Below are 19,861 nucleotides of genomic sequence, written 5' to 3'. Positions count from 1 at the left end.
TGGTCTAAAAGTTTATAGTTCCCTGAATTGCGTTCAGGTCGTAATTCGCCGTCAAGACCTCAATCTTCTTTTTATGCGGTTTTCCATGTGCATTATCCACCATTACACTGGACTGCATCTGTAAAGTGTACCAGCCCTCGTTTTTTATGTATTGCTTTAACTCAGGGCTCGGATAACTGCTCAGCAGAAATTTCCCACTGATCTGGGACAGGCACCGTAGGAGTGAGGAATAATCTTCTCTCGTATAGCCGTCATAATGGCCACAGTCAGAATTGTAATATGGTGGATCACAGTAATGAAATGCAGAAATGTGATCGCGTGAATTAATGATGCGGAGAGCATCGGTATTCTCGATCTGAACATTCTGTAACCTGATCGCATATTCCTCTGAAAATGAGTTGCGCTTATTGCTGATCTTTCTGGCGCTCGTAGAACTGGTTTTGTCGTAGCCCCAGGTGTCCCCGATAATTGAACTAAAGGATTGGTTACAGAGAACCCATACTGCCCAGGCACGCTTTAACCTGTCAAATAAGTGAGGGTTGTTGTAAATCACTAGGGCGTCGTTGTGTAAGGATCTACTGTGGAGACTTATTCTGATCAGCTTTTCCAATTCTACGAACTGGTTTTGGACCATTTCGTAGAAATTGATCAATTCCCTATTGTAGTCGTTGATAACTTCAACCTCGGTAATAGGTTTTGACCAAAATATAGCCCCGCCACCGACAAAAGGCTCAACGTATGTTTTATGTGGCGGGATAAGAGGAATTATAACCTTTGCGAGTTTTTGTTTACCCCCATAATATGTTAATGGAGTAACTATTTTTTTTGCTGTCGTCATAGCTGTTGATTTGAAGGTTTGAATTGAAGGCTACAGGAAGAATGATCGTAAGATCGTAGCCGCGACAATTAAAAAAATACATGCTCCAAACCAACTGGCAGCAGTCTTACTGGTATCGGGGTCACCAGAGCTAAATTTGTTGTAAACCTTGACACCTCCAATCAGCCCGACTACTGCGCCGATAGCATAAACCAATTTTGTTGCAGGATCAAAATAAGAAGTAACCATTTGAGTTGCTTCCTGAATACCGCCCTGACCGTTTCCCTGGGCAAATGCGCCAAAAGTTGACATCATTAACAATGCTGTCATCAAAATTCTTTTTCTTTGTTTTTCCATGTTTTAATCGAATTTTTTGTTATTCTTTTCCTGCACCCTGCAGGCTTACATGGCAAATGTGAGATAGAATTGAAAGCACTCTTTTAAATTGGAAATCCGTGGAATTATTTGGCTTTCTAAGGTTGTCAGGGGGTACTTTTGCGACCTAAATAATGAGTATTTATAACCCTAGAATACAGGTCAGCGGATGGGACGATTTTATCTTTCTGGGGAACAAAAAAAAGTGCTAGATTCTAAGAACTAGCACTTTTAATCTTATAGTTTGAAATGGTTAGAATTTCCGCCCTTTACTTTTCTTTGACTGATTATTGGCCTTTTGATTGTCCTGACTTTTTTGTTGTTTTTCCTTATTTTCTTTGATGACATCAACAATAAAAGTTTTTTCCCAGAGAATTTTCTTGGCTTCAAAATGGCTCTGTACGCCAAGCCATTTTAAATCACTTTTCAGATCCCACCCACCTTCACGGTTCCATCCAATCGGATCAAGTTTTGTTTGAAATGGAAATTCAATGGCGATCAGATCTTTTGGAATGCTGGAAATATTTGCGTAGTCCAATTCGCGAAATTCATGTTTTATGGGATCGTACGGAATGAGATAAGCATCTTTCTCTTCCGAATAATAGTGGTCAATATCATCAAAATTTATCCCTTTAGATGCGAAATCAGTTGCCGAACGGAGCATATTCATCCTGATGTCAACAGTAAAGGTATGGCCTTCAATATCGATAGTTGGAAGTTTGCCCTGCATCCGGCTGTGAAAAGCCTGTTGATCAACCATAAAATGAAAGTCATCATGCGATTCCACTTCCATGATGGAGACGTTGTATTTTTTTGCCATGCCTGAAGGATCAAGTACAACAAATTCAGGTAAGTGAATATCCTTGTCATTATATTCGATCAGATATCCATCACCACTGTCCTGCATTTCTTTTAACGGAATTACATTATTTGGATCGGACTTGTCACGGAACTCAAATCTATTGATATCGACAATAAATGTAGTCCCCTCGATCAGTAATTCCAGTTGGCCCTGATCATTCCTATTTGCTGGTATAACCTGGCTAATTTCGTTCAGACTGTAGGCAAGGTCGTATTCAAGCTTTAGATCATGGTATAAAAGGCCAAATTTTAGCGGTAATTTTGCCGCATGGTTTTTACCTATAGGATCTATGGTTCTTATGTCTGGAATCTCCACAAGCCTAACAGACTCAGTATCCATAACACTTTCCTTTTTGAGATCAATAACCCGTCCGGTTGCAGGTTCATACAATATATTATATGCTCTGTTTTTGTCACTATAATAATCTCTAACCAGGTCAAGGTCAATGTCCGGTTTTCCCTGAATCGACCATAAGATATCATTGTCCGGATCAACAACATATTGATTGCCGCAAATGTTTACTTTGACGGGATGACCGTCAATTATCTTATTGTAAACATCCTGGTTAACCATCAATTCAAAGTCAGTCTTCTCAACCATATCTTTGCTGGTGCAATTGTACTTCTGGCTAAACCCTAATGGATCAATCTCTGTAATCCTTGGAATTTTAACATTCTGGCTGGTCTCAAAATAAGGATCAAGGATAATTTTTCCAGTGTCGTCAAATTCGGGATCGATAACGATAAAATCGTGATTTTTAGAGATTGGGCTGTAATTAAAGGAATAGTGTGTCCCATGATCTTCCATGTAGGCAAAGCTGATCGAATTGGCTGGATTGTCTTTTTCTATAAGAGCAAGCCTATCAATGTCAAATTGAAAAACAGTTCCACTTATTTCAATTTCCGGGAGTTGTCTTTTGGTCTGTTCCATAATAATGAATATTTGTTATTGTTATGGAGCAAAAATGTTTGGAAAAGCAATAGCATTGTTTAAAAGGAATTTTAGGGCATCTTTTGTCTTTCAATTGCGCTGTCGCCCTAAAAATAAATCATATAACAGGTTTTGTACTTCAACGGCAAATAATGAGAAGGATTTTTTAAAGAACTAATGACTTGAAAGCCGGTAAAAAAACAAAGGGGATCTTAAATAAAATCCCCAATGTTAAAATCATCACTGTTTTCAGAAGTTTTAGGTTCTTCTTCGTTTGGCAAATTCTTATTCAAAAGATCTGCGATCTTACGGGATGAACCTTCCATAGCATTTTCCAAAAGATAGAACAGGTCGGTACCTTCTATTTTACGAACTACAGCAACGGCCTTTTTAACTGAAACAGGTTCCGGATCATTGTTCCTTAATACCTGCCCGGCATCATTGAGTTCCTGAAAGGAAACCCCTTTGGCATACCCTCTGACATCATTTGGAAGTCCCATGTTTTTAAATTCTTCCTCTTCTTCCTCGTAGTCAATTTGCTCTTCGGAATTTTCATCAGAATTTCCATCTGGAACAGGATGTTCTAAACCCTTTCCCTCGGTTTTCATTTCAAAATTATTCTCTTTATCCTTTCGCTCATTTATTTGGCTTTCAGTGGATACACTTGGCGCGGTAAGTCTTCCATCATAGTTGGATTTGCCCATGATATCCTTCTGATCTTTCTTAGGAGCGACGATCTGAGTTCTTGTAATTTTGTTTATAACCAATTTATCTTTCAACAAAAGAATGATTATTGTTAAAAGAAAGATTAAAATCAATACTTCCATCGTTATAATATTGGTTTTTGGTTCAGGGCATGGATTGTGTTTATCTCGTCAGCGAAATTTTCAAAATGCTGCTTCAGGACATTATGGATATAGTCAGTGAGGGTAATTTCACCGTCCCCAAGGATACATACGATCCGGGTAAGTTTCTTGTGAAAATCCGAACATATGTAAACCGATTTTCCACATCTGGCTACAGTACTTGTCGGCTTTAAAAAAGCACATTCATACTCATCTATATGAAGTGTTTTTTTCAATTGGCTATTCTGTTGTTTTTTCATTTTGATATTCATTGTTATAAATTGAAATAATTAGAAGATTGGTTTAAACTTATCATTGAAGTCATCTGTAATTGCCTTTTCAAAAAGTTCAAAGTGGTGATTCAGAATATTGTCTAGATAGGCATACAACGGGATTTTATCTTCGCCAATAACCTGTACTATTCTTGATAAACGTTCATGATATTCCGGCCTGATATAGATACTCTTTTCACCTCTTCGGTTCATGGAATGATTTTTAAGAAAAAGTTCCCCGTAGCTTCCTTCTGGCTGTCTTTTTCCTTTCGGTTTATCTTTCACCACAGGCTTATTTTCAGCAGAAGGTTCTTGCTGAACTGGCAGATTTGGATCCCGTGTACCCTCAGCCATAACTTGCATAAGATATTCTTCATCAACTTTTGGGAGGTTCGCTTTTTTCTCATTTTTATCCATTATCCTTCAGTTTTATTGTTTTCAGAAATTCCTCAATGAACATATCCATTTTACAGGACCTTACAAGTCTTCTATCCGGTGGGAGCAGAGTTGACCTAAAAACCGTTTTCGCTTCTGATTCACTTTCTTTTCTGAATCGTTTGCTGTCAGTAACTCTAGTTTCCATCAATGTCAATCCCAGTTCATGAATTATTTTATCATAATGGTTATATAGAACAGACCTTTCCCTGCCGTCTACCTGATTCCAGAAGAGTCTAATTGTTTCAATCGAGGTCTCTCCATTTTTGATCAAAACGTTGGTCATGACATCGGTAAAAGAAAGTGTACTTTCAAGCACAACGCGATCCGCAGTTATCGGAGAAAAAATGTGGTTCATTCCCGCAAGAGTGCTTAGAAGGCCGGGAGTGTTAACTGTTCCAGGTAGATCAAAAAATATGATGTCAACAGGAATGGGCGACAATTTTAAAAATTGCTCTGCTTCTTTTAAGGCAAGTTCAGGCTTACATTGAAATATGGGATAAGCTTTCTTATTTATTGTCTTAAATTGTTGGAAAGCCAATTTTTTAAAGGTCTCATTTTTCATAATTGCGGATTGGTCTCTCTGTCTCATCTGGGCAAGACTGTGTTGGGGATAGTCGCAGTCAAAAACAGCTACATTAAGTCCTCGACTATAATGTAATGTACTCGCTAAAATCGCGGTGAAAGTACTTTTACCGACACCTCCCTTTTGGCTGGAGAATGCCACAAATAATGTTTTTTTCTTTTTTTCCATTTTTCTAGATTTTTAAAAATTATTATAAAATAGTATTTGGTCTATCCTGCAAACCGGATCTCCTGCGTGATGGCTTGCCATATTTATTGTTCTCTTTCCAGATAGAATGACTGACTGATTTTCCAAAAGGAATCCGTCAAGCCTGCATTCTTGCCGATTTTCATCCTATCCTTCAGACTTTCTATCCATCCTGCCGATCTTATTTATTTCCGGAAAGCAATCTGTCCATCAATTCTTCCTTCATCCCTGAATCCCGGATATTTTTCAGGCGGGACAGGATCATAACTCGACTGTCGTCCTGAAATCATGTTTTCTGGCAGGCTTGAAAACAAGTTCGCTGTATAACTGGCCTGATGATTTGCCCCCATGACTTTTTGCCTGCCTGATATCCGGAAAACTATCAGCTTATCTTGCTTGATAGCACAAAGAAGAAGTATTTTTTAATGCACTATAATTACCTGGAATTGATTGACCAGAAGCGGCGGTTTTTGGCTCTTGTTGATATGGTGAGCCTTTGAAAAACTAGCCTTTACTTTGTATAGGATTCGTGGAAGACATAAAAGAAGCTCATATACTGTTGATGGATTTAAAAAATAAAATCCTTTAATCGTTGTTACTCAATCCGCCATCGCTGGCGGAATCCTTTCATCGGAAAGGAGCAAGTTATCTTTTGAGCAGCTCGAAATAAATTCCGCCGCTCAAAACAACTTGCCCTAGCGGGGCTTTAAAAACACTCTCCGAAGTCGAGGTTTTCATTAAAACATTAATTTTTGACAATGGACAATCAAAAAAAAGAGCAAATCAAAAAGTCTGGGCGCAAGCCCAAGGTTGATCCGGCAAGACACCGGTATTCCATAAGTTTGAACGATAAGGAGAATGATCGTTTCTTATCGCTATTTGAGAAGTCAGGTATGAAAGTAATGGCCCATTTTATCACAGCTTGCATGTTTGATAGAACCATAAAGACAGTAAAAATTGATATGAATGCAGTGGATTATCATACCAGGTTAACCAATTTATATAGCCAATTCCGATCAATAGGCGTAAATTATAACCAGATAGTAAAGATTTTATACCGAAATTTTTCAGAGAAAAAGGCCGCGGCATATCTTTTCAAATTAGAAAATCAGACTGCTGAACTTGCAGAACTTTGTCGGAAAATCATTGACTTAACACGCGAATTTGAAAAAAAACACCTTGAAAAATGATCGCTAAAATTGGGAAAGGAGCAAACCTTTACGGAGTAATTACCTACAATTTTCAAAAAGTAGCAAGTGAAAATGGGGAGATTCTTGGTCTTAATAATATGCCGGAAAGTTTCGATGGAACTTATTCGGTCAGTTATCTAATGAAATGTTTTGATCCATATCTTACAGCTAACAATAAAACAGAGAAACCAATCCGTCATATTTCTTTAAATCCTGATCCGAATGATAAAGTAGTGGACGATGATCTTATTAATATTGCCAATGAATATATGAAAAAAATGGGATTTGGAAATCAGCCTTACATTATATTTAAACATACAGATATTGAAAGAACCCATATGCACATAGTTACCACATGTGTAAAATCTGACGGAAAGAAAATTCCCGATTATAATGATCACGGCAAATCGATGACTATCTGCAGGAATATTGAAAAGGAATATGGGTTATTGCCCGCAACGGAAAAATTAACTAAAGATGAGCTTAATTTTAGACCTGTTAACCATAAAAAAGGAAATATCAAGAGCCAGATTTCAGCGGTGGTCCGATATATACCCCAACACTACCAATTTCAGACTCTTGGGGGGTATAACGCGCTTTTATCATTATTTAATATCACCGCCGAAGAGGTTAAAGGAGAAATTCAGGGACAGCCTAAAAGTGGTCTTGTTTATTTTGCGTTGGATGAAAAAGGTAATAAAGCGAGCAATCCTTTTAAAGCTTCATTATTCGGAAAAAAGGCTGGAATGGAATTTCTACTCAGTCATTTTGAAGAAAGCAAAATCGCTATGAAATCCAGCCCAGCAAAATCAATTTTAAAGAATACCTGTGAATCTGTTCTAGCAATTACCAATAGTGAGATAGAATTTAAAAAACAGTTGGCAAAACAGGGAATCAATATTGTAGTACGCAGAAATGATGAAGGTAGAATTTATGGTGTAACTTTTATCGACCATGAAAGTCATTCTGTCTGGAACGGCTCACAGTTAGGGAAGAACCTTTCTGCAAATTTCTTTAACGAGTATTGGTCGATAGGGGCAAGGCCACTCAGCGATGATTATGGTACTGGTCAAAAAAATGACCTGCCGATCCATAAATTATTTGATTTCATAGATGAAGGAATTTTAACCAATCTGACCGATAATTTTATTGAGGGAACGGGCTCAATGATACCAGGATCACAGGGAGAAGATTTTGAGGAAATTGATTTTGAAAACCGGATGAAAAGAAAGAGTAAACGTAAACGTAGAAAACTGTGATCTATTTATCTTTTTTTTAGGCAATATTTGAAAAAGTGGCAGTAAACAAATTACAATTAGAAGTCGAACTTTTAATTTCAAGAACTAACAGTTATTGATTTATTCAAAGTACTACTCTTTGATCACTATATTTTTTTCTTTCGATTTTTAATGATGTTAACCACTCTAAATACATTCCTTCCGGCATATTTCTGTATCCGATCTTATGTATGTAACTATATTCAGCATTGATTTTTGAAAGCAGCCTGACAGCACTTGAAGAATTTTTTTCAAGTTTTAAATATTGGTTTTTATGCGTTTCCGTTTTTAGAATTAAGGCCGTTATCAGATTCGGAAATATTTGTATCGCACGATCAGCACATTTTAAAGCGAAGCTGCCATCATTATCCGGAAAAGACCTATTAAATGCATTTGCCAGATCTACCAAGCACAACGCTAAGCTTTCTTTATCATCAAGCGCTTTCATATATACACCATTTTCAATCGCATCCAAATGGATAAACCCCGATGCCATTAGCCAGGAATCCTGTGGGAATATACCACTGGTAAGTTCGGTATTATACCAACCTATTGACTTAATGTTATGCTTTATATAAATATGATTGGGAGCAAGGGCCAAATTAGCATTTACACCAATTTCCTCGGCGAGGATCTTATATAGGTAGGGCAACGAGTTACAGTTGCCTTTCTGTGTATTTATCAGTTTGGAAACAAACAGATTCGCCAGCTCTCTGTGTCCAAACACGTCCTCAAAATCATAAGAAAATGGTTTGTAGCGAATCGTATCCTGGTTTATTAAAATTGGCGTTTCCTCACAGATCACCGAGAAAATTGCAGCATATTTGCTAACCGTCTCCTTATCTTTTTCATTGTAAGTAAGATCCCGGTTCTTAATAATTGTTTTGCAAAAGTTGGCCATAAATCGGATTTTCCTGTCAAGCTCAACTGTGTCTAGTTTGCCCTGATAATATGCATTTTCCACACTCAGAACAGCAGTTTTAAAACTGTATTTCTGCTTATCGTCCAGCATATTATCAATAGTCTGGTAGGCATCGGTATAAAACTGGTTCACCTGGGCTTTGATTACCCCTGCAAAAAAGATAAATAAAGAGAGATAGAAGTATTTCATAATTTTGGTTCCCAACATGGGATATATTTAAAAATCTGGATTTTGAATATGGTCTATAATGTCAATTGCAAGTACGTCATCTGTCTTTCGATCATACTTAGAAAGATAATAATCTATTAATAAACCAAGTTCTTTTAGTGAACAAAGCCGTTCATATGTAATCCCATTATCATTGAGTAATTCCTTCATTGCCCTTTTTAATTTAAAGAATCTATAATTTGTATCAGTTCCTATAGAGTACTCTCCATACAGAATGATTTTCTCATAGTCCATATCACTCACTTCTTCGGTGAGGAAATCATTAATCGTATTTCTTCTGATTGCTTTTATAATTTCATCTAATTTCATGGCTACCTGCATTAATTTTTTTATTCAACAAGATTCAACACTTTCCAACCGTTATCCTTTGTTAGACCAACCCAAAATTTATTGACCGTTATAAATCCGTCCGGATAGTAAAGCGTTTCTTCAATTAGCTCCTGATCTTTTCTTCTCTCTATAAGGTTGAACACGCGCTCAATGGTCTCAAAATTTGGAAAACCTTTATTCTCTAAATCCTCTAATAGAGAAACCCTCAGCACGCTTACTACTTTAGAATGGATTTCTGAATCCCAATCCATATTGTGTTCTTGCATCACATTTTCCGCTTCCAGATAAAAATCTTTACAGGATAAAATACCTTCCATATTATTTTCATTGTAAAAATTTTCCAAAGTGATTATTGCACCTTCAGGAGTTGAACGGTCTGGTCTGAAAAAATCATTCCCATGATCAATACGATATCCACAATATATTTCAAAATTTACTCTTTCATCCTCTGATAGCATATTGTAATAATGACGTATGGTGTAGCCACCTATCAGTCGTTGGTTATCTATTAACAGCCAGTCAACAGATTCTTTTCGGAGAACGATTTCCGGCTGACCTGTTTCAGCGAGAACTCCTTTGTAATATTTTCCTTCAATTTCAATATTTTCCAACCAAACGAAAACATCATTTTTGTCTTTGAACTTTATAGAATTATATCCTGTAAATCCACCTGCGATCAACTGATCGAAGTACCATAGCGTGCTGCTGGCCTTATATAAATTATATATAAATTTATCATCGACCTCAATTGTTATATGATTGTCCATTATTCTCTTAATACTTTGGGGGAAATTGGTGGCTTCTTTTTAAATAGGTAATATTGGGTATTTTATTATGGTTAAAATTAGCATCCAAAAAACTTAATTGTAAGGCTATTCATATTGCCATCTATTTAGTCAAAATCTGGATAGACGAAATTGTATTTTCCTGTCCTAATTCGTTCCGCTATTGCAAAAGGCGGTATTACAATTCCAATTTCCGCGATTCGGTTTTCTCCTTCCAGTTTACCAACTTTTCTGAAACCTTCATCATTAATTTTCCATACAAACCACCTTTCAGAAACTTTTATCGGTTCATCCCCAACTTTATTACCATAATCATTTGTATCCCGAAATAAGACTTCCTCTAAAGTTGGATAAACAATACTTTTACCTTCCTGCATATATAAGCCCTGTTTTACTCCAATATTGATCACGGTATGTGCATGAAATTCAATATCGCCCTTCAACAGTTCCGAATAATCAGGAATTACACGGGCTGGATATTCTCTTTTAAATGATCTAATAACATCGCTGTTCAATTGGGTTCGGTCATTAGCGATGTATTGGAAATATTTTTTATTCCCATTTTCTAATTCCACCGAGAATATGTCCCCGATTTCTGTTTTTACTCTTTTACCCATTTTATTTGACGAGGAATTTTATAATTTTTCTCAATTTAGGCAAATAGCGAATTTTAATTTTTTTTACCGACAAATGTCCTTAATCCATTGCGCCGATTTCAAAAATCGTTTTGCCGTATCATCGCTCCATTGGACCCCATAATCTATTTTATGATCCGTACAATTATTATTATCCAAAACTGTATTTGCTGTTTGTAAAAGTTTAGAACTGCCTACTCTTACGGTCAGTTCATCTAACTTTTTTAACCAACTCGAACTGGGATTTGCGCCTCTCGCTGTGTCAAAGAAATGAATCAGCTGAACTTTAATCTCAAAGTCATCCCAACTGTTTTCAACTATTTCCAAATTCATAATTCGGTTAATAATTCTGTAGCAGCACTGATTATTGGCAACTTTAAATTTTTTCAGATAATCAATCAATAAAATGTCTTTGGGAGACACTAATTTTAAAATCTTTTTAAAACAGATTACGTCATGGTGGAAGCTGATCTGATTTATAATTTCCAGTATATTTTTCAAAGTTGATAGTTTAACTTCCACAGTAGCTTTTTTGAAAATACTTCTGGACTGTTCAATTTTTATAATACCTTCCAAAAAGTTGCTGTTCGGCGAAACAAAATAGTTATGCTTAAGATAAACCGTAATATGAAAATAATCTTCCGGTGAATACGTAATCATCTTGTCATTCACAAAATTTGGGATAAGATTATTTCCGAGCAAAGCTCCCAATCTGGCGACGTATAACGACCTTAAAAATGCGCCATTAAATTCATTGTTATAATGCAACAATTTTGGCAGGATGTACTTATAGCTGTTCTTTTCAATTTCTGATGAGATCAGTTCATGGAAACTATTCTCCAAGTTCTTTTCCGCATTGAATTGTTCTTCCTTATCACTTGTTAATTCTTGATGATATAGAAGTAACTGGTCAAACCAATCCTGAATTTTTAAAAAATCACTTTCAGAAATATTTAATGCTTCGGCTAAAACTTTAGATTCCTTTAGGTCATCATCTTTAAATTTTAAATATGGATTATCCGTCATAAATCTGAATTTAGATCATTTCCCCAAATTTTACATTTTCACCATCTTTAGTATAGGGATAGATTTGCTGAAATCTGCTTTCAGGTGAAAGAATTAAATCCACAACCAATACATCCTTACCCTGATATCTTCCGTCCTGAGCAATAGCATAAACCCGAATATCCTCATCTTTTAAATCATCATATGCGCCAGCCAGCAAAATATCATACATTTCTTTTGAATTTGTTGATTCTGAATAAGCAGAGATATTAGTAAGGTTACCATTTGCTCTTACATAGGTAGCATAGGGTGCGAATTCACCACTTTCAATTAAATACTTTGTTGCTTGCTCTTTTATGGCATTGAGCAATTTCTCAATATTATTCATAAATAAATATAATACTTTTTAAACTATGTGCACCCAGGAACACCACCACAGGGATCTTTAGGTTTTGGTACAGGAATAAGCTTAGGAGCAGGAGCAGGTGTAACTCTAAGATTATCAATTTTGGGTTTTGCAGGAGGCGTATAGCGTTGAATATTAATACCGGAATTTTTAAGCGGTTCGCTTAGTTTTGCAGATTCATTAATTTTCAAAATAGCTTCCTGTCCACTTGCTTTTGAAATTTCCTGCTGGCCCCTAAGCTGTTTTGTAAACGATTGTTTGGCAACATGCTTTATTTCCACAGTTCCCCCTTCATCTGTCATTGCGTCGGGTATAGTTTTTCCGGTCTTTCCAGTCTTAGGATCGGTGTATTCATAGGTTTTGGTATTTTTCTCCTTTCCCATTTCCGCAAGCTGTTTTTCTTCAACATATCTACCAAAATTGAAATGTTCCTGCTGAGCTTTTGTTACGGCTTCACTTTGCTTTGTTCCTACTTCACCAGTCTTGGTAACTGTTTCAATTATGTTCGGTTTAATTGACGATTCTTCAAATAACGGCATTAAACGTAGCCACCAACAACACTCAGTAGCATCTTCCGGCGCTAAACCTGTGGGATCTTTAAATCTTACAGGGTTATTGAAGGACATACTGTAAGGGCTCCAACTTGGGAACTCTTCACTCAGGGGGTCAGGACTCATCCAGCGTCCATGTGTATCACCGATCGGTTGTGCGTCCGGATCTTCAAGATCTACTTCAATGAAATCAACAACCTCACCTTTTTTGACGTTGAATTTTACTGATCCTATCGTAACAATACTGTCCTGATCATGAAATTCAAGGTATTTTCCCTTACTTAATGTAGCTACCTTGGGGTAGTAACCATATTTTTTAAATGGGTTTCCTGCTTCTATATTTTTTCTTCTTCTTTCGGCTTCGGCAGGACTTAAGCTATCTCTTGTCTTAAGCACTTCCGACATATAGGGGCGGGATCGCTCTTCTTTTGTCAATTTAACGGGGTTTACCCATTCTTTTTCTTTTGTGTGTTTTTTCTTTTGTTTTTCCTGCGCTTGCGAAAAGCACATAAGAAACAGGAAAACACAAAATAAAATCTTTCTCATAATTTATTTGTTTCTTGATTATCAGTTATAAAAATTCCTTTGGAATTTTGTAAATCTTTGGGGATTCTTTTTTAGGTAAGATAGGTTTTGGTTTATTTTGAGCTTCTCTCTGCTTTTGCGCGTTTAAAATTTTGATCCTTTCCGCAATTTCATCACTTTTTTGTTTGTTCTCAGTACTTCTTAATGAGCTGAGCCATTTTTCATATTGATCCAGTGGCATCTGGGAAAACCCCGATTGATCAATATAGTCAAAGCTCAAATTTATTTGACGAAATTGGTCTTCCAATGGTGGGTAATTACGGATATTTTGCAGCTGCTCCTTAATCTGAGGGTCAATTCCAAATCTCGCGCAAGACTGCATAAAACGAACTTGATCCGTATTGCTTTTCCATAAAGTCGCATTGATATTCTGTGGATTTAAAAGCAAAGCCTTATCAAGAACCTTAGAAACGAATTCATCATAACCAAATTTATGTATATAACCACTTGCTAAATCCACATATGTCTGCGATAAAACTTCCCGTTTATTTAAGTTTTGCATGTATAGCTTATTCTTTAATGCCTCTGCTTTAATATATCCTGAATTGAGTACAAAGGAATTGGCAGAAAACATTCCATTGGTCAATTCAATACTTAGTATTTCTCCATCATCATTTTTAAATCTGATATAGGAGTGATTCGGAGACATTACCAAATATGCATCCGCTCCAATTTGTTCTGCTAATATTAGATATAGTAATGGCATTGAATGACACTGACCAGAATTGGTTTTCATCAGTTTAGACACAAACATTTTTGAATAATCTTTGGCGCCCATATAATCGTCAAAATCGTATTTCATAGCCTTATGAACTACTTTCCCATTCTGTTTACTGTCCTCCGCGAAATACCTAAAAATTGATAGATTCTTGGAAACGTTGTCAGAATCTTCCACTCCGTTTTTCTTTAAATCATTTCTTATAATATTAGTTGCTTTTTGGATTTGATTTTGGTAAGATTCATGGAAGTTTTTATTGTTATCGTAATAAGCATTTTCAACTATAAAAACAGCATCTGCTATGGAATAGCTTTCGGGATCAAGTTGTGACAGATTTTCATAAGCCGCATAATATGAAGAGGTACCTTTTTGATCTGCTAATGAAGCAAGCCTAAAGTTCTTAGCGAAGGATTCGGCCCTTATCTCTGCAATCTGACGTTCAACCTCCTTATTAATATGTTCTTGATCTGCTTGTTGATTTATACGTTGATCGGCATGGGAATTAATGCGAGAATGATTATAACGACCAGGAGTGATCGTCTGTGTTTCCTGTACCCTAAATAGATTATTCTTTTGGGGCATTTCAGGAAACTTGGGTATTTGTCCGAGACAAATAGAACTGACATTAAAAAATAGTATAATAATATATCTCATCGGTATAACTGTGCTTTTTTCGGAGGGATTTGCAATTTAATTCTATTTATGTTTTTCGGCTCTAGGTATTTTCACGGAATTTTTACTTTTAAATTCTCATTCAAAAAATATATGGAGCGAAATTATAACTGGAAAACGTCAGAACCTGTCGCATTTTAAACTTTGGGAAGTTTAATTATCTTTCTTACCTATTTATTGGGGATAAACAAAGAAAGGCATGGTACTGAAGCCAATCGTCTAAAGAGGTACCGCTAAGAACCCAGATGCCGAAAAGACTTAGCCCATGCCAATAGTAGGCACAGGCGTAAGTCTATCGAATTGCATCTGTTTTTGAAAATTAGCGGTTTTCTTTAGATTAAATTTTCGATAGCTTACGCTCGTTTATATCTTAATATTCTATTAAATATTCCGACTGCTAATATATTAATTTTTTAGAAATAAATATTCCAAATGATAATAGTGTTTTATTGTTGAGAATGTAATTATGAAAAATGCTGATGTTGTGGTATATTTTTCCAGTATAATTAAAAATTATTTCGATAAATTTAATTATATATTAAAAAATTACTAATTTTGCTATTAACACAATGTGGTCTCTTAACCGACATATCAGAATTGAAGAACAACAATATCATAAGCTTCTTCATAAATTTAATCCACTAATATTTTCTCTCATTTATAAAAAGATCAATAATAGGGACGATGTTTTGGATGTCTTTCAGAATGTCATTATTCATATATGGGAATATCGGTCTAAACTGGATGCTGGCAATATTGAAAGCATAGTTGTAAAAACCTGCCAACAGGAAATAGCACATTTTTATAGGAACGCAAAAATCGATAAAACTAGCGATCTACCCTTACATTTTTCCGATACTTCGCATGAAGATTTAATCATTGCAGAAAATAAGGAGCGAAATCTCTCAGAAATAGAAACAGCAATTGAAGAGTTATTTCCTCCGCTTCGTAGAAAAATTTTCAAAATGAATAAAATAGAGGGTGTCACGCAAGAGAAAATTGCCGCTAATTTCAATATCTCCAAAAGAACGGTTGAAAAGCATATACATCAATCTATGATCTACCTGAGAGACAAAGTGAAAATTACTAAATGATGTTAAAGTATCATAAAATAAGTTAATTTTTCATAAAAACCGTGTGGTTTTTTCCTCCGTTCTCCTATACATAATAAAGGCTCTTTTATGAAAGACAATTTTCCCTATCTCACAGAGGAAGAAGAGAATAAAGTATGGACAAATGCTTTAATCGCTATTCGTCGTAAAGAAAAGCAAAAAAGAAATCGTAAAAATATAATGTACGGCGGCATTGCTGCAGTCGTGATTTTAAGTGGTAGCGTTTTAGGCTATAATTTTTTGATTAAGCCAGATGTCTATATGGCCGTTTCTGATCCTCGTAAGGTCTTACTGCCTGACAAATCAGAAGTAATTTTACAAAAAGGAGCGAAGCTGACTGTTGAAAAGTCATTTCCTTCAGATACACGTGAAGTTACACTTGATGGAGACGCAATCTTTAAAATTTCTAAATCAAAAGAACATCCATTTATTGTTCATGGTAGAAATTATGAGACTAAAGTATTGGGAACCGTTTTTAAGATTTATCAAAATGAAAAATCTTTCAGTGTTGACCTGTATGAAGGTAAGGTGTTGGTCTATAGATCTGAAAAACCTAACGAATCATTTGAACTAAAACCAAAAGAAACGTTTTCAAATTTGGGAACTGTACAAGTTGCAAGAATATCTGCCACATCACGGTCAACAGAATCTCAACTTAAATCAAGTTTATCCTTCAACGATTGCTCACTAAGTAAAGTAGCCCAAATCATAGAAGAAACCTATAACGTAAAAATGATAATCCCTGATAAAGATAAGGTGGTTAAGATTACGATTTCATCTACTAATTCTACCGCTAAATCCCTTATTGAAATCATTGCTTTCCAGCTGGATTTCAAAATAAAACAAATCAATGATAAAACATTTCAATTGGAGTGAAAAACTATGGGCTTTAATTATGCCCTCGCTCAGTGACGACACGTGAAGCCGAAAATTTAAATGTTGAATAAGAAAATGACCGACGGGTGCGACCGTCGGCCAATGTATTCAACCAATAACTGTTCGATGAATTATTAATTATAAATACGTTACAAAAATATGAAAATTTTGTACAAAGCCGCCGTGTTCTTTTTGATCGGATGGCAGGGTCTTAATGCCCAAGAGAATCTCTCTACCATGAGAGTAAATTATGATTCGGAAGCATTACCCGCAGTTGATGCAATTGAACTCTTTTTGAAGGAAAATAAAATACGTCGTTTTTCTTATAAAAAGAAGTCATTTATAAACTACAAAGTGCCAAGCACAAAATGCAATAACGAATTATTAATGGATTGCCTTGCGAAGTTATTCAAGGAATTACCCTTTGAAACAACCATTTTTAATAATACGGTTGTCATTCGCGAAAAGAAAATTAAAGCAATTAGCCAAATAACTCCACAAGATCAAAGTTTACCTGTTGACACATTAAAATCCGAGTCTTTTGCGGGTAAAGAAACAAAAATTGAAGAAATCACTTTAAATGCCGGATACTATAAAGTCACCGAAAGGAACAGCACTGGAAGTATTTCAAAGGTTAAGGCAAAAGATATCGAAAACCAGCCTGTAACGAATGTATTATCCTCTTTGCAGGGCCGAATGTCAGGAGTTAATATCACGCAAAATTCCGGTATTCCCGGTGGAGGGTTTACAATACAGATCAGGGGACAGAATAGTTTAAGAACAAGTATGAATTCCTCGATTGACGGTAATCTTCCACTCTATGTGGTTGATGGTGTACCTTTAAGTGAAATAACAGCTGAAAACACGCAAATCGGCGCTACAGTGATGCCTTCTGGTAAGATTAATCCATTAAATAGCATAAATCCGGGTGATATCGAGAGCATTGAGGTACTAAAAGATGCTGATGCGACTGCTATCTATGGTTCCAGAGGAGCAAACGGAGTTATATTAATAACCACTAAAAAAGGTAAATCAGGTAGACTGAGTGTACGACTTACAACCAATTACGGTATAAGTGAGGCTATTTCCAACCTCAAATTATTAAACAAGGACCAATACCTTAACATGCGCCGTACAGCTTACCTGAATGACGGAGTTGTAAACTATCCGGCAACAGCCTATGATCTTAATGGCGCTTGGGGAAACAATGAAATAGATTGGGAAAAAACATTGATCGGAAACAAAGCAACCTATAGTAACACCCAACTTTCATTGAGCGGTGGTAGTGAAACAACCAGTTTTTTAGTCAGCCTCGGACACAATGAGCAGACAACTCCTTTTGGACAAGGTTATAAATATCTCAGCAATACTTTTAATTCTAATCTGTCACATCGTTCAAAGGATAACCGCTTTCAGCTCAGTTTATCTAATATGTTTACCAATCAGAAAAACAATGTTGTTAGAACTGATATTACTGGCAGTAGTTATACGCTACCACCTGTATCACCTCTGCTCTATAATGAAGATGGAAGTTTAAATTGGGCCGGAAATACTTTTAACAATCCTTTAGCGGCCTTTAATGCCACTTATAGTAACGATACCAAGCTCTTTCAAACTAATATAAACGCTGATTACAAGCTTTACTCGGATATGAAATTTAAGATTAATGCAGGATTAAATTACACGGCAATAAATGAATTATCTCTACTTCCCAATACAGTCAATAATCCATCCCTTGCAAGCGGTGCTTCCAGTGCAACTTCACAATCAAGAAAAAAAGATCAGGATATATTTTCTTTCATTATTGAACCTCAATTAAACTGGTCAAAAAATTGGGGAAACCATAAAATTGATTTTTTGATAGGGGGAAGTTTTCAGAGAAATGTTAGGAATACTGATGAAATTACAGGAATAGGATTTGAAAGCAATCAGTTTATTACAAATGTTTCCGCTGCAAAAACGATAAGAATGGGCGACCAATCATCTATTGAATATAGATATGCCGCATTATTTGGTAGGTTAAATTATCAGTATAAAAATCGTTATATCCTGAATGTTACTGGTAGACGTGATGGGAGCAGTCGTTTTGGACCTAATAACAGATTTGCAAATTTTGGAGCGTTGGGAGCCGCATGGATCTTTACAAAGGAAAATTTTCTAAAGGATTCTAAATGGTTATCTTTTGGTAAGATTCGCGGTAGCTATGGTTCGACAGGAAGTGATAATATCGGGGATTTTCAATTTTTGGATAATTATAATGTTTCCTCAACATTAATATACAATGGAATTACCGGACTGTTACCTGCCAGACTATTTAATCCCAATTACAGTTGGGAAAAAACAAGAAAGTTTGAAACTGCAATTGAACTAGGTTTTTTGGACAACCGTATTACTACTAATTTAGCATATTATCGTAATAGATCTTCAAATCAATTGGTTGGCTACCAACTATCTGCCGTAACTGGATTTCCAAGTGTGACAGCAAATCTGGACGCTACAGTGCAGAATACCGGACTGGAATTTGAAATAAATGCAAGACCAGTTTCAACTAAGAACTTTAATTGGGAAACTAATCTTAATATAACATTCCCTAAAAATAAACTGTTATCATTTCCAGGTCTAGCCGGTTCACCTTATGCAAGTCAATATTCCATTGGCTCTTCAACGCAGATTGTTAAGCTATATCAATTGGAAGGTATTAATCCGCAGACAGGACTTTATCAGTTCACTGATTTTAATGGAGACGGCAAAATATCTTCTCCAGATGACCGTCAGGTTATTGAAGATCTTCAAATTAAATTTTTTGGTGGCATAAATAACAGTATTCGATATAAAAATTGGGATTTATATTTTTTATTTCAATTCGTCAAAAAGAAAAACTATAACCAAAATTCAATTATGCCTCTTCCGGGTACAATGGTTAACCAACCTGTGGAAGTACTGGATGTTTGGTCTGCCGAAAATCCTAACGGAACATATATGCCTTATAGTGCATCAAAAAATTTGCTCAATCATAATTTATTTAAAGGAAGTACTGCTGCTGTTTCAGATGCATCCTTTGTAAGATTAAAAAACCTAGAATTTGGTTATAATATACCGATGTCGTCAAGTCCTTTTAAAAGTGCTAAAATTTACTTTCAGGGCCAGAATTTAATAACATGGACTAAATTCTTTGGTGTTGATCCAGAGGCAATAATCTCAGGTTTTCTTCCTCCCTTAAGAACATACTCTTTCGGACTACAGTTAAATTTTTAATTTCTA

Annotated in this window: 21 protein-coding genes; 5 read left to right on the top strand and 16 right to left on the bottom strand. The window is 35.8% G+C overall.

Annotated elements, in window-relative coordinates:
• Positions 1–4: 4 nt before the first annotated feature.
• The 8 genes from EG342_RS22595 to EG342_RS25285 all read right to left on the bottom strand — a co-directional run bounded on the left by EG342_RS22595 (position 5) and on the right by EG342_RS25285 (position 5,658).
• On the bottom strand, positions 5–838 hold the full coding sequence (locus EG342_RS22595) for a DNA adenine methylase (protein WP_083429476.1): 834 nt from the start codon (positions 836–838) through the stop codon (positions 5–7).
• 30 nt (positions 839–868) lie between these two features.
• Positions 869–1,174: a DUF4134 domain-containing protein gene (locus EG342_RS22590; RefSeq protein WP_048506323.1), complete on the bottom strand. Its 306-nt coding sequence runs from the start codon at positions 1,172–1,174 to the stop codon at positions 869–871.
• Positions 1,175–1,445: 271 nt separating this feature from the next.
• Positions 1,446–2,984, bottom strand: a complete 1,539-nt coding sequence (locus EG342_RS25560; protein ID WP_228419543.1) for a hypothetical protein — start codon at positions 2,982–2,984, stop codon at positions 1,446–1,448.
• A 212-nt stretch (positions 2,985–3,196) separates the two neighbouring features.
• Positions 3,197–3,811: a hypothetical protein gene (locus EG342_RS22580; protein ID WP_048506322.1), complete on the bottom strand. Its 615-nt coding sequence runs from the start codon at positions 3,809–3,811 to the stop codon at positions 3,197–3,199.
• A gap of 2 nt (positions 3,812–3,813) precedes the next feature.
• Complete coding sequence (locus EG342_RS22575) at positions 3,814–4,089, bottom strand: DUF3408 domain-containing protein (RefSeq protein ID WP_048507112.1); 276 nt, start codon at positions 4,087–4,089, stop codon at positions 3,814–3,816.
• Positions 4,090–4,119: 30 nt separating this feature from the next.
• Positions 4,120–4,518 (bottom strand): DUF3408 domain-containing protein, encoded by a 399-nt coding sequence (locus tag EG342_RS22570; RefSeq protein ID WP_048506321.1) that lies wholly within the window; start codon positions 4,516–4,518, stop codon positions 4,120–4,122.
• Complete coding sequence (locus EG342_RS22565; RefSeq protein ID WP_048506320.1) at positions 4,511–5,290, bottom strand: ParA family protein; 780 nt, start codon at positions 5,288–5,290, stop codon at positions 4,511–4,513. Before EG342_RS22565 ends, EG342_RS22570 begins: the two co-directional genes overlap by 8 nt.
• A 203-nt stretch (positions 5,291–5,493) precedes the next feature.
• A complete protein-coding gene (locus EG342_RS25285) occupies positions 5,494–5,658 on the bottom strand; it encodes a hypothetical protein (RefSeq protein ID WP_157859436.1) in 165 nt (54 codons plus the stop codon).
• Between the two features lie 408 nt (positions 5,659–6,066).
• Between EG342_RS25285 and mobA the strand changes: the two genes are divergently transcribed.
• Positions 6,067–6,498 carry a conjugal transfer protein MobA gene (gene mobA, locus EG342_RS22560; RefSeq protein WP_048506319.1) on the top strand — a complete coding sequence of 144 codons (432 nt, stop codon included), beginning with the start codon at positions 6,067–6,069 and terminating at the stop codon, positions 6,496–6,498.
• Entirely contained in the window at positions 6,495–7,757 is a 1,263-nt protein-coding gene (mobB, locus tag EG342_RS22555; protein WP_048506318.1) for a conjugal transfer protein MobB, read from the top strand. Before mobA ends, mobB begins: the two co-directional genes overlap by 4 nt.
• A gap of 103 nt (positions 7,758–7,860) precedes the next feature.
• Here mobB and EG342_RS22550 read toward each other — a convergent pair whose 3' ends face one another.
• From EG342_RS22550 to EG342_RS22515, 8 genes are all read right to left on the bottom strand, one after another.
• Positions 7,861–8,886 (bottom strand): hypothetical protein, encoded by a 1,026-nt coding sequence (locus tag EG342_RS22550; RefSeq protein WP_073061301.1) that lies wholly within the window; start codon positions 8,884–8,886, stop codon positions 7,861–7,863.
• A gap of 27 nt (positions 8,887–8,913) precedes the next feature.
• Complete coding sequence (locus tag EG342_RS22545; protein ID WP_123868160.1) at positions 8,914–9,234, bottom strand: hypothetical protein; 321 nt, start codon at positions 9,232–9,234, stop codon at positions 8,914–8,916.
• Between the two features lie 20 nt (positions 9,235–9,254).
• Positions 9,255–10,022, bottom strand: coding sequence for a DUF2314 domain-containing protein (locus EG342_RS22540; protein ID WP_048506315.1), 768 nt, complete (start codon positions 10,020–10,022; stop codon positions 9,255–9,257).
• A gap of 125 nt (positions 10,023–10,147) precedes the next feature.
• Entirely contained in the window at positions 10,148–10,657 is a 510-nt protein-coding gene (locus EG342_RS22535) for a hypothetical protein (protein ID WP_048506314.1), read from the bottom strand.
• 63 nt (positions 10,658–10,720) lie between these two features.
• Positions 10,721–11,701 carry a hypothetical protein gene (locus EG342_RS22530; RefSeq protein ID WP_048506313.1) on the bottom strand — a complete coding sequence of 327 codons (981 nt, stop codon included), beginning with the start codon at positions 11,699–11,701 and terminating at the stop codon, positions 10,721–10,723.
• Positions 11,702–11,711: 10 nt separating this feature from the next.
• The gene (locus EG342_RS22525) at positions 11,712–12,068 is read right to left on the bottom strand and encodes a hypothetical protein (protein WP_048506312.1); all 357 of its coding nucleotides are present in this window, start codon (positions 12,066–12,068) and stop codon (positions 11,712–11,714) included.
• A 23-nt stretch (positions 12,069–12,091) separates the two neighbouring features.
• Positions 12,092–13,183, bottom strand: coding sequence for a putative toxin (locus EG342_RS22520; RefSeq protein ID WP_073060406.1), 1,092 nt, complete (start codon positions 13,181–13,183; stop codon positions 12,092–12,094).
• 25 nt (positions 13,184–13,208) lie between these two features.
• Positions 13,209–14,594 carry a hypothetical protein gene (locus EG342_RS22515; protein WP_048506310.1) on the bottom strand — a complete coding sequence of 462 codons (1,386 nt, stop codon included), beginning with the start codon at positions 14,592–14,594 and terminating at the stop codon, positions 13,209–13,211.
• A gap of 587 nt (positions 14,595–15,181) precedes the next feature.
• Here EG342_RS22515 and EG342_RS22510 point away from each other — a divergent pair.
• The 3 genes from EG342_RS22510 to EG342_RS22500 all read left to right on the top strand — a co-directional run bounded on the left by EG342_RS22510 (position 15,182) and on the right by EG342_RS22500 (position 19,855).
• Positions 15,182–15,706, top strand: coding sequence for an RNA polymerase sigma factor (locus EG342_RS22510; RefSeq protein WP_048506309.1), 525 nt, complete (start codon positions 15,182–15,184; stop codon positions 15,704–15,706).
• Between the two features lie 87 nt (positions 15,707–15,793).
• Positions 15,794–16,600 carry a FecR family protein gene (locus tag EG342_RS22505; protein ID WP_048506308.1) on the top strand — a complete coding sequence of 269 codons (807 nt, stop codon included), beginning with the start codon at positions 15,794–15,796 and terminating at the stop codon, positions 16,598–16,600.
• A 294-nt stretch (positions 16,601–16,894) separates the two neighbouring features.
• Positions 16,895–19,855 carry a SusC/RagA family TonB-linked outer membrane protein gene (locus EG342_RS22500; protein WP_246008689.1) on the top strand — a complete coding sequence of 987 codons (2,961 nt, stop codon included), beginning with the start codon at positions 16,895–16,897 and terminating at the stop codon, positions 19,853–19,855.
• The last annotated feature ends 6 nt before the right edge of the window (positions 19,856–19,861 follow it).

Origin of the sequence: Chryseobacterium lactis, assembly GCF_003815875.1 — a bacterium.
In the GTDB taxonomy this organism is placed as follows: domain Bacteria; phylum Bacteroidota; class Bacteroidia; order Flavobacteriales; family Weeksellaceae; genus Chryseobacterium; species Chryseobacterium lactis.
The sequence above is the reverse complement of the archived record's forward strand: the minus strand, read 5'-3'. Positions and strand labels throughout refer to the sequence as shown.

Bases quoted from the DNA above. Each gene is read 5' to 3' on its own strand.
- EG342_RS22575 (WP_048507112.1), bottom strand. From the start codon at position 4,089: ATGAAAAAACAACAGAATAGCCAATTGAAAAAAACACTTCATATAGAT.
- EG342_RS22570 (WP_048506321.1), bottom strand. From the start codon at position 4,518: ATGGATAAAAATGAGAAAAAAGCGAACCTCCCAAAAGTTGATGAAGAA.
- EG342_RS25560 (WP_228419543.1), bottom strand. From the start codon at position 2,984: ATGGAACAGACCAAAAGACAACTCCCGGAAATTGAAATAAGTGGAACT.
- EG342_RS22550 (WP_073061301.1), bottom strand. From the start codon at position 8,886: ATGAAATACTTCTATCTCTCTTTATTTATCTTTTTTGCAGGGGTAATC.
- mobB (WP_048506318.1), top strand. From the start codon at position 6,495: ATGATCGCTAAAATTGGGAAAGGAGCAAACCTTTACGGAGTAATTACC.
- EG342_RS22545 (WP_123868160.1), bottom strand. From the start codon at position 9,234: ATGAAATTAGATGAAATTATAAAAGCAATCAGAAGAAATACGATTAAT.
- EG342_RS22565 (WP_048506320.1), bottom strand. From the start codon at position 5,290: ATGGAAAAAAAGAAAAAAACATTATTTGTGGCATTCTCCAGCCAAAAG.
- EG342_RS25285 (WP_157859436.1), bottom strand. From the start codon at position 5,658: ATGGGGGCAAATCATCAGGCCAGTTATACAGCGAACTTGTTTTCAAGC.
- EG342_RS22505 (WP_048506308.1), top strand. From the start codon at position 15,794: ATGAAAGACAATTTTCCCTATCTCACAGAGGAAGAAGAGAATAAAGTA.
- EG342_RS22540 (WP_048506315.1), bottom strand. From the start codon at position 10,022: ATGGACAATCATATAACAATTGAGGTCGATGATAAATTTATATATAAT.
- EG342_RS22595 (WP_083429476.1), bottom strand. From the start codon at position 838: ATGACGACAGCAAAAAAAATAGTTACTCCATTAACATATTATGGGGGT.
- EG342_RS22580 (WP_048506322.1), bottom strand. From the start codon at position 3,811: ATGGAAGTATTGATTTTAATCTTTCTTTTAACAATAATCATTCTTTTG.
- EG342_RS22525 (WP_048506312.1), bottom strand. From the start codon at position 12,068: ATGAATAATATTGAGAAATTGCTCAATGCCATAAAAGAGCAAGCAACA.
- EG342_RS22510 (WP_048506309.1), top strand. From the start codon at position 15,182: ATGTGGTCTCTTAACCGACATATCAGAATTGAAGAACAACAATATCAT.
- EG342_RS22520 (WP_073060406.1), bottom strand. From the start codon at position 13,183: ATGAGAAAGATTTTATTTTGTGTTTTCCTGTTTCTTATGTGCTTTTCG.
- EG342_RS22515 (WP_048506310.1), bottom strand. From the start codon at position 14,594: ATGAGATATATTATTATACTATTTTTTAATGTCAGTTCTATTTGTCTC.
- mobA (WP_048506319.1), top strand. From the start codon at position 6,067: ATGGACAATCAAAAAAAAGAGCAAATCAAAAAGTCTGGGCGCAAGCCC.
- EG342_RS22590 (WP_048506323.1), bottom strand. From the start codon at position 1,174: ATGGAAAAACAAAGAAAAAGAATTTTGATGACAGCATTGTTAATGATG.
- EG342_RS22530 (WP_048506313.1), bottom strand. From the start codon at position 11,701: ATGACGGATAATCCATATTTAAAATTTAAAGATGATGACCTAAAGGAA.
- EG342_RS22535 (WP_048506314.1), bottom strand. From the start codon at position 10,657: ATGGGTAAAAGAGTAAAAACAGAAATCGGGGACATATTCTCGGTGGAA.